Here is a 14,250-nt window from a genome sequence, read left to right as displayed (position 1 = left end):
ATATCTTAATCAACATAAAAATGAAGGAGTGTTTGAGATGTTATATCAACACATCAAACCATTCCCCAATGAATTTCTGTGGGGAGGCTCTACCTCGGCCTATCAAGTGGAGGGAGCCTGGAACGAAGATGGCAAAGGCCTGTCCGTCATCGATATGTGTGATCATCCGGCTGGAACCGCCGATTTCACAGTTGCTAGTGATCACTATCACCGATTCAGAGAAGACGTGAAGCTTTTTGCAGAGCTGGGCCTCAAAGCATATCGTTTTTCAATTGCATGGACTCGAATCTTGTCTTCAGGCACAGGGGCTGTTAATGAGAAGGGACTCCAGTTTTATCACCAATTGATTGACGAATTGCTGCTCCATAACATTGAGCCTATTGTGACCATGTACCATTTTGACCTGCCCTACGAGCTTGAGAAAAACGGAGGATGGAACAACCGGGGGACGATCGATGCCTTTGTCGAGTACGGGCGTATCTTGTTTGAGCAATACGGGCATAAAGTGAAATATTGGTTGACCATTAATGAGCAAAATACGATGATTCTCCATCCAGGTGCTATTGGTACACCAAAAGGCGGACTTCTGCCTTCCAGTAAGGAACTGTATCAGCAAAATCATCATATGTTTGTGGCTCAAGGCAGAACGATGCGACTATTTCATGATATGCTACCACAAGGCAAAATCGGGCCTGCATTGAACATGACTTCCATGTACCAGGCAACCTCCAGACCAGCAGATGCAATCGCTGCACATAACTGGGAGACGATTCGTGGATGGGGTTTTCTCGACTTATCAGTGTGGGGACGGTATAATCCATTATTCTGGAGTTATTTACAGGAACGTGGCATCGAGCCGGTTATTGAGCAGGGTGACATGGAAGATATCCAGTCTGGCCGCCCCGATCTGGTAGCAATCAATTATTACTCGACGGCAACCATTGCCGCCAGTATGGGCGATGCGTCGGATGTTACGGCTCGTGCAGGGGATCAGCAAATTATGCTTGGCGAGCAGGGAGTATACCGGGCCGCTGAGAATCCTTATACGGAAAAAACGAAATATGGCTGGGTCATTGACCCGGTTGGCCTAAGGCTGACATTGCGTAAGGTATGTGAACGATATGGTCTCCCGATTTTAATTACGGAAAATGGTATAGGAGCCCCAGATGTACTGGAGGCAGATTACACCATTAACGATACGTACCGGATTGATTTTATTGAGAAACATCTGGAACAGATCAAACTGGCTCTAACGGATGGAGTAGATGTGATTGGTTATTGCCCTTGGTCCGTTATTGACGTGGTAAGCACACATCAGGGGTATGGGAAACGTTATGGAATGATCTATGTAAACCGCGGTGAACAGGATCTGAAAGACTTGAAGCGTTTGAAGAAGAAAAGCTTCTCGTGGTATCAAGAGGTCATTAAACAGAATGGCAGATGTATCGGAAATTCGGATCAGCCGGTCACGAAAGAATAAAGGATCGTGATGAATTCATGAGAGTAATCAAAATATTAAATAACAGCTTGCTTCTGATCAAAGATGAACAGGGACAAGAGATGATTGTCATGGGAAAAGGGTTGGCATTCAAAGGCAAAGTCGGCGAGCGACTCGATGAGGAGCATATCCAGAAACGATTCATTCTGCAAAATAATCCGTCTGCCCAGGCTTACGTAAGAACCATCGAAAACATGCCCGAAAAACATGTGAATGTCATAAACAAACTGATTACCAATGCAAAAGAAAAGCTGTCTCTTGACGATCAAATCTTCTTCACGCTTATGGATCACTTGTCATTTGCCATTGAACGATGGAAAAAAGGTGTAGCATTACAGAATCGCATGTTATGGGAGATCCAGAGGTTTCATCCTCTCGAATTCGAACTGGGCCTTGAAGCTGTTCAGATGCTGAATCTAGAATTGGGGATTGAACTACCGGAAGAAGAAGCAGGGAATATCGCTTTTCATTTTGTGAATGCCCAAACGCATGAACAGAATATGGAGCGCACGATGCAATCCGTTAAGATGTTAAAAGATATTTTTAACCTGATTCAATACACCTTTGATATGCAATTGAACAAAAATTCCATCCATTATGTGAGACTTGTCACACATCTGCAATTCTTCATCCAGCGTTTACAAGAAGGACGTCTGGGCAATTCGGCGAAAGATTTTATATTTCAACACATGGTAAAGGAGCACCCGCTTGAATACAAGTGTGCGGAGATGATCAAAACCTACGTGCAAAATATGCTGGATATCTCCATATCGAACGAGGAATTATTATATTTGATGATTCACATTGCACGAATTGTGCAGGAGGAACAGGGTGACGAGGGACGATTATAAAACAAAGTTAAAGTTATATTCCCTTATTTTTGGGGAAAGCGATTCTTTGAATATCTGATGCCTTGATTTCTAGCATGTTTATATGCCTGTTAGCAGACAGGAAAAAAGATACTTTCTAACTATGACCGTTTTCTCGTATTTTATCGGGAAACGGTCTTTTATTTTTGCAAATATGTAGCGGCTTTTTGATATTTCATGCGAACGAACTCCACCTTCCTAAACTCACAATTACCAAACGATAACTTTTTATTATAATTATTGGAAATTTTTAAGTGCTATCCAAAAAACTATAATCTATTTATCTTGATGTTAATCCGTTCAGAAATACTTAGACCAAATCATGAGGAGGAATTTTATGAAACGGTTAGGTCAATGGAATATAACGGCCTTGGTTCTTGTGCTGGTACTCGCCATGTTTCCATTTTCGAATGTCTCACATGCAGCCAAGGCAGTTACAGAAGTGGAAGGAGGTCATTTGAGCACAAACTTTGAAGACGGTACACTTCAGGGATGGACTCCACGTACAGGTAACGAAAGGCTGACAGTGACACAACAGGAAGCACACGAAGGTCAGTCCAGTATGCTGCTGGAACCCGATCGGCAGCGTGAAGATTGCCAAAACAGAATGGAATACATGGCACAAGATCACCGGAAAATTTCAGTATAACGATGACCCCACTAAATTGAATCTGTTCATCGAAACACCCTACATCTCTGAAGATAGCGTAGATACGTTATCGTTCTATGTGGATGATGTATCGCTGGCAGTTGGAAGGCGCATATGGACAACTGCTCACAAAACACTTTAACAGCTTGACCGCAACCTATGAGATGAAACCGAAGTACATGTCTCCTTCCGAAGGTGTTTATGAGTTCGAGGCAGCCGATCAATATGTTCAATTCGCCGAGGAACATGGTATGGGCGTACGCGCACATGCGTTGTTGTGGCATATTGATGCTGCAGAGTGGATGTTCAAGGATCCTCGGGGTAACCCTGCGAGTCGAGAATTACTACTTGCCCGGATTCAGGATTATGTTGAGACCGTCATGACCCGATACAAAGGTAAGATCTATGCCTGGGATGTGGTAAACGAGGCGATTGCGGATAGCAATGGTGATGCCAACGGTTTACGTAAAAGTCCCTTTTATGAACTAATCGGTCCGGATTACATTGAGAAAACCTATGAATTCGCCCGTGCAGCCGATCCGGATGTCAAATTATACTACAACGAATACTTCACGGAAATCCCTGAGAAAAGAGAGCATATGTATCGGTTGGTCAAACGACTGAAAGAGAAAGGGCTCATCGATGGTGTGGGTTTGCAATCTCACTATAACCTGGAATCCCCGCCCATCAAGGAAATTGAAAAAACGATCAACATGTTCGCCGAACTTGGATTGGATATTCCGATCACGGAACTGGATGTTGATAGCGGAATTCCATTTGGTGAAGAGATGTCCGATGAAGTTGCGGTAAGGCAGGCGCATCGATATAAGGAAATGTTGGATTTGTACAAAAAACACAAAGATCACATTTCTTCAGTTACCTTATGGGGACTCCAAGATGAGAAGTCTTACAACAACCAGGCTATGCTGTTTGATTCAGCCCTGAAGGCCAAAAAAGCATACTGGGGACTCGTGGATGAATCCAGCTTGCCTGTGTTGACATAGAGAGCCGTCTCACTTTCGGGTAAACCGGATATCAGGTTGAATTGTCCATTCCATGGGGTGGTATCCAAGCCGGTTCAGAATATGAAGCCGGATTGGATATCCGTGTGACTGATGGCGGTACAAATGGGACACAACCTTATAATCCACTGTACTGGAATGATCGAACACAATCTCAGGAGCAAGATACAAGCAAATACGACGTGATTCAACTCGTCCCTATGCCAAATCTGCACAAGCTGTGCAAGGGATTGTTCAGATTGATGGGAAGAAAGACGCCCTATGGAATAAGGCTGTACCATTTGAAGTAAAACGGTTGAATGAGAGCGAAGGTGCAGAGGGGGGGCCTCACCCGGACGCCTTGTAAGTGCTGTGAAGAAAACAAATAAAGGATATCTCGTAGTAGCCAGAATTCAATTGCATTCACTGACGCCCAAAACAGGAAATGTTCTCGGTTTCGAGCTCCAAATTGACGACAACCAGGGCGGAGGTAAGCAGAACGTAGCCAAATGGAATGATAAGACCAATGAAAGCTGGAGAAATACTTCCCAGTACGGAATACTCACTTTTGTCGGAAAGAACAAACACGGGCATTAAACCATTGGCAGTAGTTGCAAGAATAGAAACCATCATAACAGTGGCTAAAACTCAACCATTGTTGTGATGGTTTTCATCATTTAAATACGTCACTCAAACTGATTATGGGGGATACAATCTGCCTTGACTATATTTAACAGCCCTTGATATACTAAATGGATGTTATTTTCTCTTTTATGCGGATAAGAAAGCAATCAACTACATACAACCGTTTGCGAGGGAGCCTTAACCGGCTGAGAGGGTGTTAAACCGACCTTACCTGATTTGGATAATGCCAACGTAGGGATGCAACGATGAAACGCTGTACTTGGGTAGCTCATGCGAACCCCCTTGTTTTAGTGTATTTGTCTGCGAAACATCCTATGGATGTTTCGTTTTTTTGTTTTAAAATACATACGTACATTATGAATTGGAGGGACATATGTTGACTATTTCAGAGAGACTATATCAGGCAGCACAGCCTGTGTGGAAGGAATGTCTTGAGCATCCCTTTGTTAAAGGAATCGGAGATGGTTCCTTACCGGTCGAACAATTTCGTTATTATTTGCTGCAAGACTACTTGTACCTGTATGATTATGCCCGTGTATTTGCACTAGGTATCGTCAAGTCGCACGACCCCAAATTGATGCAGTTTTTTAGTAAAAACGTAGATAACATCTTGAATGGCGAAATGAAAATTCATCGTTCTTATATGGAGCGATTAGGAATTACAGAGGATCATGTTTTTCAGGTAAAACCTGCACTGAAAAATGCAGCTTACACTAACTATATGCTTTCTGTTTCCCATGCGGGTGGCATAGCAGAAGTACTTGTATCCATTCTGGCCTGCTCATGGAGCTATGCAGAGATTGGTCAAGTTCTTTCCCAAAAGCCAGGTGCAGCTGATCATCCTTTTTATGGTGAGTGGATCACAGGATATGCTTCCTCTGAATACAACAGCAGCAATCAATCCCTTGTGACGTTAACGGATAAGTTATTAGAAGATTGTAGCGAGGAAACGTACCAACGGATGGAGGATATTTTCGTGATGTGCAGTCGCTTTGAGCTTGATTTTTGGGAGATGTCATGGAGGATGGAAAATAAGTAGAATACGTAAAGGAACGGTTGTATAAGCGTGTTTCGTGACGATGCCGAAAAAAGGGCGGATTGTATCCGCCTTTTATTATTATTGAAATTCTTGATACAGGAACATTTTGTTCTCTTGGCTAAAATCAAAAAGGGTGTCAGGACGGTATGTTCATAGCAGTCTGAATGTTTTTCAGATCGAGCTGAATTTGCTCTGCAATATGGTAAGGGTGGTATAGGCCATGCTGCACCATGTAATTTGATATCTTTTCATAAGAGTCTATGGCTTCATCGAGCTGTTTCATCAAAATTTGCTTGATTTCGGGGGTGGCACATTCGGTCACAGCCATGGCGTAGTTTCTGACGCTGCTCTTGGCGTTCATCAAAAAATCCATTGCGATCACGTCATCGGTCAGCGTATTAAGACCAGTCATGTGTTCTAATATTGGGTTCATTTTTTATCTCCTATACAGTCGCTTTAGACAGCACTCCACCGAGCTCCTGAAGCTGCTGTTGTGATAATGTTGCATCTTGTTGCAAAATTTGCTTGAGCTCCGGGTCGGTTACCAGAGCTTGCATGGTCTTGGATTTAGTCATGCAAACCGTCTTGAACGCAGCTATTTCATGTACCTCGAGCATCTCATGCAAAGCGTAAGTGGAATCCATTCAGATTGTCCTCCCATGTATCTATTCATATTTAAGGCTTTAAGATGACTTTAATGCAATCGTCCGTTTTTGTATCGAACACTTCATAGCCCCGCTTGGCCTCGCTGAGCGGAATGACGTGTGTAACAATGTCCCCAGGGTCCACTTTGCCAGACGTAACCAACTCGTACATATATGGCATGTAGTGAATTACCGGGGCTTGTCCGGAACGAATATTCACGTTTCGCTGCATGATGTCTCCGAGCGGGAATCCGTTATAACGTCCGCCGTATACCCCAGTGACTTGAATGGTGCCGCCTTTGCGGACCGCCTGAGATGCAATGATAAATGCGCTCATGGTGCCGCCTTGCAGTTTCATACCGCTGGCCAGAAATTCAAGATCGCTCATCTTGCCGTCCATTCCTACCGCATCGATAACAACATCGGCGCCGCCTTTGGTCATTTCCTTGAGAGTGTTCCCAATATTCTTATCCTGTTCGAAGTTTACGATTTCCACATTGTTTGTTCGCTTTGCATGCTTTAAGCGGTAATCGACATAGTCGACGGCTATGACCCGCTTAGCTCCTTTCAGCCAGCAAAATTTCTGGGCCAGGAGTCCGACCGGACCGCATCCGAGCACGATGACCGTATCTCCATTCTTTACACCGGCGTTATCTACGCTCCAGAATGCTGTCGTCATGGCATCGGCAATCAAGCTTAGCTTTTCGTCAGGTTGTTCGCAGTTTTCGGGAATCTTGAAGTGGGTAAAATTGGCGAACGGGACCCGTAAATACTCGGCTTGCCCGCCAGGATATCCACCGGTCGTTCCGGAGTATCCGAAATATGCGCCCATATCCCCGTGTTGGTTTGACTCGTCACATTGGCTTTCCAGCTGATTTTTGCAAAAAAAGCATTCACCGCATGCGATGTTAAACGGAATGATCACACGGTCACCTTTCTTTACCTTTGTTACGCCGGGGCCTACCTCTTCTACGATCCCCATCGGTTCATGTCCGATGACATAGTTCTCCTGAAGGTTAGGGATCATCCCGTGAATAAGGTGGAGGTCGGAACCGCAAATGGCTGAACTGGTGATCTTTACGATCATATCGTCCGGTTTCACGATCTTCGCATCCGGCACCTCTTTGACCACGACGTTTTTAATCCCTTGATACGTTACCGCCTTCATGCGTTATGTCCTCCAATATGTTCATCTGGGGTCTGATCAAACATCCCTTTACGGGATGTATCATCCGGGAACAGATTCATCTGCCCAATCATCACCGTATTGTTCGCCGAAAGCTGGTCGAGTTGATATTGTTCGTTCAGCTCGTAAGGATGGAACCACTTTTTGCGAATCATGAGCTCCGAGATTTCTTGGTGCATAGCAATCCCTTGTTTAAGATGAGTGTGCAAAAGGGCTCTAACATCCGGTGAAACCGTTTCCGTCAAGGCGATGGACAAATTACGCACACCTTCCTTGGCACGAACAAGGAAGTCCATGGCAAAAGTCATATCTGCCATCTCCGGCATATTTAATGAGTTAATCGGATCTAAATAATCGGTATTCATCTGAGTTCCCCTTAATGTGTTATAGGTGTCGGATTATTTGGAACGGGTACTTGAAAAGGAGCTCTTGCGTAGATTGCTTGCAGCTCGGCGATCTGTTGTATGGATTGAATGACGTCTTTCTGCATTAAGGCTTTTAGCTCTTGGTCAAAGACCAGGCCTTGCATAAGTTTCGACTTAGCGATGCAGAGCGTTTTGAAGTTTAACGCTTCATGCAGTTCCATCGATTCGTGCGGCGCTAGCGTTGGATTAGCCATTTAGAAAGGATCACCTCCTTTTTCATCAAGATTAGATTTTCCAATGCATCGGATTTTATACTAATATGGATCACCGGAGAGATAAGATCCGAATATCCCCATACAGTCGCAGGGATATAAACAAAATCTCAATCCCATACTTATTTCTGTTTAAATGAATGATCTTACTCAAGTAAGGAGGAGTTCACGGTGCCCAATAAAAACAAAATTGACCTAGCCACCGAAAATGCAAGAAAACCGGCAGAAGGTGCACTTAACTCGAGTGGTAGTAATACGGGAGCAGCATGCATCTAACGCGGTTTCTGAGGTGCAGACGGCTTTAAATCAGGCAATAAGCTCGTTAAATGAATCTGATGCAACAAATTCACAAGCGTTGGAGATCGTCCGGCAGCAATTGACCCGAGCAGATGAATTTTTAGATCAAGCGCTAACTTCAGCAAATGCATTACGTCTGCCGGACCAACAATAAAACGGTTTTGGTACTGATAAGCTTGGCAGATTTTTTCCTTCTTTTCCGAATTTTCTCCGATACTCTCTGCATGGGGAATTACCCTTCGTTGACGATCGGAGGAAGCATTTTTCCTAGAACACATATATTTACCGTCAACATGCTTCGGCTTACGCCGAAGTTTTTTGTATTTTTAGATCTATCGGACATTGTCAAAATCGAGGTTGAAAAAGAATGATTAAGGGCCAGGCATTAGAAAAAGTCTTGAACATAATTATAGGTAATATCTATTCAACTATGTTGAGGAGGACATCATACAGCCTATGTTACCTATGGAAGAATATTTTGGTAAGTTAGAACTTGTTCATTCCTTTTACGGGGCTATGCCTACAGGCGTTAGTGTATCCGAAACCGGGCGTATCTTTATTTGCTTTCCAAAATGGGGAGATGACGTAAGATTTACGGTAGCGGAAATTGTTGAGGGTCAGATGCAACCTTATCCTAATATAGAAACGAATTTGATCAACCCATTGAATATCGTTATGTCCTTCATCAGTGTGCAAAGTGTTGTTGCAGATGGAAGGGGAACTCTGTGGGTACTGGACACGGCTGCACCAAACTTTTCTGAGCCAATTAAAGGAGGGGCAAAATTAGTCGCGGTAGATTTAGAAACAAATACAATAAGAAAAGTATATACATTTGCAGATGATGTAGTATTGCCGACAACGTATCTGAATGATGTCCGATTTGACTTTCGTGTAGGAAAAGCAGGTTTCGCATATATAACGGATTCTTCTTCCAATGGTCCAGGGGCTATTATCGTCGTAAATTTAGAAAATGGCAATGCATATAGACGGTTGCATGGAGCAAGCTCAACCTCACCCGATCCGTATTTTGTACCGAAAGTGGAAGGTGAAATTTTGATGAATCGAAACGCGGATGGTTCGACATCTCCCTTTCGATTGGCCTCTGATGGTATTGCCATTTCCCCTGATGGAAAAATGTTATTCTATTGTCCACTAACCAGTCGCCAGCTATACTCGATCTCAACAGAATCGTTAAGAGATAGAGCGATACCGGATTTTAAGTTAAGTGATCTTGTGCAGTATTGGGGAGAGAAGGGTGCATCTGATGGGATGATCACGGACGCAAAAGGAAATGTTTATGCTGGAGATTATGAAAACGATAGTATTCGAAAGATATTGCCAAATGGAATCATGGAAACCATCGCCCACGATCCCCGAATTTTATGGCCGGATACGTTTTCTATTGGTCCGGATCAATACTTATATGTAATTGTGAACCAATTACATAGGCAGGCGAGATTTCATTATGGAAGAGACCTGCGACAAAAACCCTATAGTTTACTTCGTATAAAAATTGATGAATTACCTGCTCCTACCTTTTGATATACATCCCACTTTACGCGTACAATCGTGTAAGCTCAAAAAGACATGATTAAACATTTCAACAACAAGCCCTGATATAATAAGCAAATAGCAACTATCTATTTTCTATGGAGGTGAGGCTATTGAAAACAATCGGGGTAGGGTTCTTACATGCACGGCTCTATGCAAAGCCAGTGAAGGATATGGCAATGCTTTGCATAGAGCCCGGGAATAATCACATTGCCAACGACGAATCGTAATATTCTACTTACTGGCTTTGCACCTTATTGATCTATTAAATAAGGAGTGAGGCCCATGAAATATTCAAAAGCCGAGTCTATTTTTCCGGAAGAATTGTTACGTATCATTCAAGAATACGTTCAAGGGGAATTGGTTTATATCCCCAAACCCAAAGAGGCGCACCTAAAATGGGGCGAGAAAACAGAGAGCAAGAGCAGGGTCTCTGCTCGAAACGCTGAGATTAAATCCTTATTCTGCAGTGGAGTCAGGATAGAGGAGTTGGCGGGTCGGTATTTCTTGTCCTGCGAAAGCATAAAGAAAATAGTCTATACAAAGAACTAATGAAATCCGCTAACTCGTCGTATCGACGGTTTAGCGGATTTTGTGCAAAGATGACTTAAATCAACTTATACATAGTAACCGTACCTCTAAGTCGATAGACTCAAGTTAAGGTTGTTGTGATGAAGGACGGCCGGATCATACAAAGAGGTGTAACGAATGAACGAAATCATAAAGAAGAAGCTGCTGGACAAAAATGAACTGCTCATTAACATGGTGATTGAACGTGTAAAAAGAGATTTTCTAGAGGATATCGCCATTATTGGGCTTACTGGTTCATTTAGCACCGGGGACTTTCACGAGAAGAGCGATCTTGATTTAATTATCATTAATAATACAGAAAAGGGATGGAAAATATCCGATTGCTTCATCTTGGACGACGTTGGATATGATATCTATTGCACGCCATGGGATTCAAGAATACAAGAGCAATCCGCCTTGGAGAGTCCCAACGTATCCAGCCTAACCGAGCTTAAAGTACTCTACTATGCTAAGCCTGAGGATTTGGAGAAATTGAACGACTTCCAGCAAAAAGCTCTTGATGCACTTGCGAACCCGATAGGAGAAGTGTGTCTTAATCGGGCAAATAAATGGATCGATCTGGCTAAGCAAGCATACAGCAATACGATGCTTGGTGAAGATATCGGTTCAGTGCGATATGCATCTGCTGGGGTTCTGTACAATCTAGTCAATGCCTTGGTGAGTATGAATAACACGTGTTTCAAACGAGGAATCAAGCGTTATTTGGAAGAGATACGCTCGTTTCGTTATGTTCCAGATGATCTCGAAACCTTGTACACGTCAATCATCGAAGCTCATACCATTGAAGATATTCGAATAACATCTTTTAATATGTTGAATAGCGTTACGAGGTTACATAGCACGATGTGTGATAACTTCATTGTTAAACCGATTCCGACCTTTGATAATCTTGGAGGAACATACGAAGAACTGTGGTGCAACTACCGCAATAAAATTTTGAACAGTGTTACAACGAACGATGCTTCCTACGTCTTTCTTTCGGCCTTTGGAGCACATGAGTATCTTGATGAAATGGCCACGGAGAAAGGCACCAAGAAATATGATCTTATGCAATACTTTGATGCAAGCAATTTACCAGTTATGAAAGAGAAGTTCCTTGAAGTGATGGATGAATATCTAGAAGAGTATGATAGGGTCGGCAGAAAAGTCGAACGTTTTACAACCTTCGAGCAACTATATGCCCATTATATGAATCATTGACCTTACGTTCCAGCTAGTAATAAGTCCAGGAATTGAACACAAGGAAAAAATCCTTTTACAATGATTGTCAGTACGTTTATAATACAATCACCAGGTAGATTACCCAACAAAAAAGTGAATTATTGTAATATCTAGTCACACTCGGCTCGTCATAGTTCTTGAGCCGCATATTACATCATAATAGTAACGGAGGTATGGTTATGGTCAAGAAGAAAATTTCCACAGCCCTCAGCGCAGCTTTAATCGTTTCTATGCTGGCTACTGGCCTAATAGTCACTATCCAGGGTAACACAACGTTAGAGATAGCGAAGTCAGCAGGGGATAAAAAGGTTGAAGTTGTTAAAGCATAAGCGAGCCGTTAATTTATTAAGAACATGTCAAGAGACAAGAACATATTCCTATTGAAGTCGCTATTTTAGCGGCTTTTTTTGTTTTATCGGTACAGATTGGGTTTACTACTAACGATATTTTGTTGAACAAGTAAAGAGAAGTTTAGATGTAACCTTTTTTACATTTGTAAACTATTAGTTTAGAAATAATAAAAAAATGATTAGATCAACTTAAATTAAAATTGTTATTTTCTATAATCAGTCATAAATTGTGCAAATGTAAACAAAAACAGATATATACATAAAAAATAATATTCATTTATCCAAAAATACTTTGACAAATGAAAACGAGTGGATTATTTTGTTAATAAGGAATGCATATTTCTTCTTTTAGATTCTAAGTAGCTTAAGGGAGCGTGAATAAAATTAAAAAAGTACATCTATCAGGTGAAAATAGTATCAGCAAAGATCCAGAAAACTTTATTTATAAAACTGAATACAGACCGCAAATACATTATTCCCCTAAGGGAAATTGGATGAACGATCCTAACGGAATGGTTTATTACGAAGGAGAATATCACCTTTTCTACCAGTATACTCCTCATGATACGCAGCCTGATTTCGGCAGTATGCATTGGGGGCATGCCGTAAGTAATGATTTAGTTCATTGGGATGAACTTCCACCAGCCATCTCACCTGGGGAAGATGGAGCGATCTTTTCGGGAAGTGCGGTAGTCGATAAGAACAATACAAGCGGATTCTTCAACGAAGCAGGATCAGGATTGGTTGCAATTTATACTAATAATGGTAACAGCGCTCAACCCGGTAAACCGCAGGTTCAAAGCATCGCTTACAGCAAGGACAAAGGTCGAACCTGGACAAAATATGAAGGTAACCCTGTTTTATTCCCCGCGGAAACGCTAGACTTTCGAGACCCAAAGGTATTCTGGCATGAAGAATCTTCAAACTGGGTAATGGTTCTTGCTGTAAGTAACCGTGTAGAATTTTACACATCTTCGAATCTTAAGGATTGGTCTTTTGCAAGCGATTTCGGTTCTGATATTCCGGGCATCCATCGTGGAATATTTGAATGTCCTGATGTTTTTAAAATCCAAGTGGATGAGGACCCTAATACCACTAAATGGATTCTGACACTAAGTGTCGGAGATAGAAATGGCGTAAATCCCAACGATTCAGAACCACCCGCAGGCGGTTCTGGCATGATGTATTTTATAGGTCACTTTGATGGTAAGTTTTTTACACTAGATGAAACATTGGAATCATTCGATACAATCCAATGGATAGATTACGGATCTGACTTTTACGCGGCCGTGACCTGGGATGGTATCCCGAATGAGGATGGGCGAAAGATTTGGGTCGGTTGGATGAATAATTGGCGTTATGCTTCCACTCTTCCTTCTAAAGAATGGCGTGGCCATATGTCAATCCCACGAGAGATTCAGCTTAGGACGTACTCGGAAGGACTTCGCTTAATTCAAGCACCCATAACTGAGTTAAATCAACTTAGAAGTTCAATTCTGTCTCTACAAGACATTACGATTAAACCAGATATGAACGTTTTGTCTGCTGTTTCTGCTGCAAAGATGGAAATTATTGCGGAATTTGAAATCGGTAATGCAATAGAATTTGGGTTCAAGGTGCGAAAATCTTCCTCTTCCAACCAGGAGACAGTCATCGGATATCATGTCTTGAATGAGGAGTTGTTTATCGATCGGACGAAGTCAAACGCTGTTGATTTTCATCCCGATTTTGCTGCAAAACACATGGCCCCCATGAAGCCAGAGCATAAACGGATACAGTTGAGCATCTATGTTGATTGGTCAAGTGTAGAGATCTTTGGCAACAATGGAACAACTATCATTTCAGACACGATTTTCCCCGACTTGGGAAGTAGAGGACTGGAACTCTATGCCATTGGTGGAGAGCTAAAGGTCGTGTCGCTTCAAATCAATAATCTAGTTAGCATTTGGGAAAATCAGAGTGTTTAGAACTTAGCAATAGCTTGATTCGCCATAATGGTTACTGCGCGGTTTTGGGCAACCGAACTGAACTGAACTGGGTGTCCAAAACCAATTAAATTTGAACCGACTTTA

General features: G+C 42.4%; 16 protein-coding genes, 2 pseudogenes and 1 riboswitch. Of the genes and pseudogenes, 13 read left to right on the top strand and 5 right to left on the bottom strand.

The features are described from left to right. The first annotated feature begins 37 nt into the window (after positions 1 to 37). The 7 genes and pseudogenes from FE296_RS27675 to tenA all read left to right on the top strand — a co-directional run bounded on the left by FE296_RS27675 (position 38) and on the right by tenA (position 5,701). On the top strand, positions 38 to 1,480 hold the full coding sequence (locus tag FE296_RS27675; protein ID WP_150367117.1) for a glycoside hydrolase family 1 protein: 1,443 nt from the start codon (positions 38 to 40) through the stop codon (positions 1,478 to 1,480). Positions 1,481 to 1,497: 17 nt separating this feature from the next. Beyond that, complete coding sequence (locus FE296_RS27670) at positions 1,498 to 2,349, top strand: PRD domain-containing protein (RefSeq protein ID WP_124114865.1); 852 nt, start codon at positions 1,498 to 1,500, stop codon at positions 2,347 to 2,349. A 355-nt stretch (positions 2,350 to 2,704) separates the two neighbouring features. Beyond that, positions 2,705 to 3,016 carry a carbohydrate binding domain-containing protein gene (locus tag FE296_RS27665; protein WP_150367116.1) on the top strand — a complete coding sequence of 104 codons (312 nt, stop codon included), beginning with the start codon at positions 2,705 to 2,707 and terminating at the stop codon, positions 3,014 to 3,016. 77 nt (positions 3,017 to 3,093) lie between these two features. Continuing rightward, the gene (locus tag FE296_RS27660) at positions 3,094 to 4,020 is read left to right on the top strand and encodes an endo-1,4-beta-xylanase (protein WP_150367115.1); all 927 of its coding nucleotides are present in this window, start codon (positions 3,094 to 3,096) and stop codon (positions 4,018 to 4,020) included. A gap of 35 nt (positions 4,021 to 4,055) precedes the next feature. Further along, positions 4,056 to 4,328: pseudogene (locus FE296_RS27655) on the top strand (hypothetical protein); the annotation flags it as partial. Positions 4,329 to 4,380: 52 nt separating this feature from the next. Continuing rightward, a pseudogene (locus FE296_RS27650) lies at positions 4,381 to 4,614 on the top strand (sugar-binding protein); the annotation flags it as partial. 206 nt (positions 4,615 to 4,820) lie between these two features. Then, a riboswitch (TPP riboswitch) is annotated at positions 4,821 to 4,918 on the top strand. Positions 4,919 to 5,035: 117 nt separating this feature from the next. Further along, the gene (gene tenA / locus FE296_RS27645) at positions 5,036 to 5,701 is read left to right on the top strand and encodes a thiaminase II (RefSeq protein WP_124114868.1); all 666 of its coding nucleotides are present in this window, start codon (positions 5,036 to 5,038) and stop codon (positions 5,699 to 5,701) included. 136 nt (positions 5,702 to 5,837) lie between these two features. Here tenA and FE296_RS27640 read toward each other — a convergent pair whose 3' ends face one another. From FE296_RS27640 to FE296_RS27620, 5 genes are read right to left on the bottom strand one after another with little or no spacing between them, the layout of a single operon-like run. Next, positions 5,838 to 6,134 carry a spore coat protein gene (locus FE296_RS27640; protein WP_124114869.1) on the bottom strand — a complete coding sequence of 99 codons (297 nt, stop codon included), beginning with the start codon at positions 6,132 to 6,134 and terminating at the stop codon, positions 5,838 to 5,840. A 10-nt stretch (positions 6,135 to 6,144) separates the two neighbouring features. Then, positions 6,145 to 6,345, bottom strand: a complete 201-nt coding sequence (locus FE296_RS27635) for a hypothetical protein (protein ID WP_076253188.1) — start codon at positions 6,343 to 6,345, stop codon at positions 6,145 to 6,147. 31 nt (positions 6,346 to 6,376) lie between these two features. After that, positions 6,377 to 7,513 (bottom strand): zinc-dependent alcohol dehydrogenase, encoded by a 1,137-nt coding sequence (locus tag FE296_RS27630; RefSeq protein WP_124114870.1) that lies wholly within the window; start codon positions 7,511 to 7,513, stop codon positions 6,377 to 6,379. Beyond that, positions 7,510 to 7,896, bottom strand: coding sequence for a spore coat protein (locus FE296_RS27625; RefSeq protein WP_124114871.1), 387 nt, complete (start codon positions 7,894 to 7,896; stop codon positions 7,510 to 7,512). The genes FE296_RS27630 and FE296_RS27625 overlap by 4 nt, the downstream gene beginning before the upstream one ends. Positions 7,897 to 7,907: 11 nt before the next feature. Continuing rightward, positions 7,908 to 8,150, bottom strand: coding sequence for a spore gernimation protein GerQ (locus FE296_RS27620; RefSeq protein WP_124114872.1), 243 nt, complete (start codon positions 8,148 to 8,150; stop codon positions 7,908 to 7,910). A gap of 262 nt (positions 8,151 to 8,412) precedes the next feature. Here FE296_RS27620 and FE296_RS27615 point away from each other — a divergent pair, with 262 nt between their 5' ends. From FE296_RS27615 to FE296_RS27595, 6 genes are all read left to right on the top strand, one after another. After that, the gene (locus tag FE296_RS27615) at positions 8,413 to 8,619 is read left to right on the top strand and encodes a hypothetical protein (RefSeq protein WP_124114873.1); all 207 of its coding nucleotides are present in this window, start codon (positions 8,413 to 8,415) and stop codon (positions 8,617 to 8,619) included. 302 nt (positions 8,620 to 8,921) lie between these two features. After that, positions 8,922 to 10,007, top strand: coding sequence for an L-dopachrome tautomerase-related protein (locus tag FE296_RS27610; RefSeq protein WP_190945606.1), 1,086 nt, complete (start codon positions 8,922 to 8,924; stop codon positions 10,005 to 10,007). Positions 10,008 to 10,301: 294 nt separating this feature from the next. Then, a complete protein-coding gene (locus tag FE296_RS27605; protein ID WP_124114875.1) occupies positions 10,302 to 10,568 on the top strand; it encodes a CD3324 family protein in 267 nt (88 codons plus the stop codon). A gap of 156 nt (positions 10,569 to 10,724) precedes the next feature. Continuing rightward, complete coding sequence (locus FE296_RS27600) at positions 10,725 to 11,807, top strand: nucleotidyltransferase domain-containing protein (RefSeq protein ID WP_150367113.1); 1,083 nt, start codon at positions 10,725 to 10,727, stop codon at positions 11,805 to 11,807. Between the two features lie 200 nt (positions 11,808 to 12,007). After that, entirely contained in the window at positions 12,008 to 12,157 is a 150-nt protein-coding gene (locus FE296_RS33050; protein WP_190945603.1) for a hypothetical protein, read from the top strand. A gap of 395 nt (positions 12,158 to 12,552) precedes the next feature. Then, positions 12,553 to 14,145, top strand: a complete 1,593-nt coding sequence (locus FE296_RS27595) for a glycoside hydrolase family 32 protein (protein WP_150367112.1) — start codon at positions 12,553 to 12,555, stop codon at positions 14,143 to 14,145. Positions 14,146 to 14,250: the final 105 nt, after the last annotated feature.

Source organism: Paenibacillus sp. UASWS1643 (assembly GCF_008693195.1).
GTDB classification, from domain to species: domain Bacteria; phylum Bacillota; class Bacilli; order Paenibacillales; family Paenibacillaceae; genus Paenibacillus; species Paenibacillus amylolyticus_B.
Note: the sequence above shows the minus strand (reverse complement) of the source record. Positions and strands in the feature narration are given on the sequence as shown.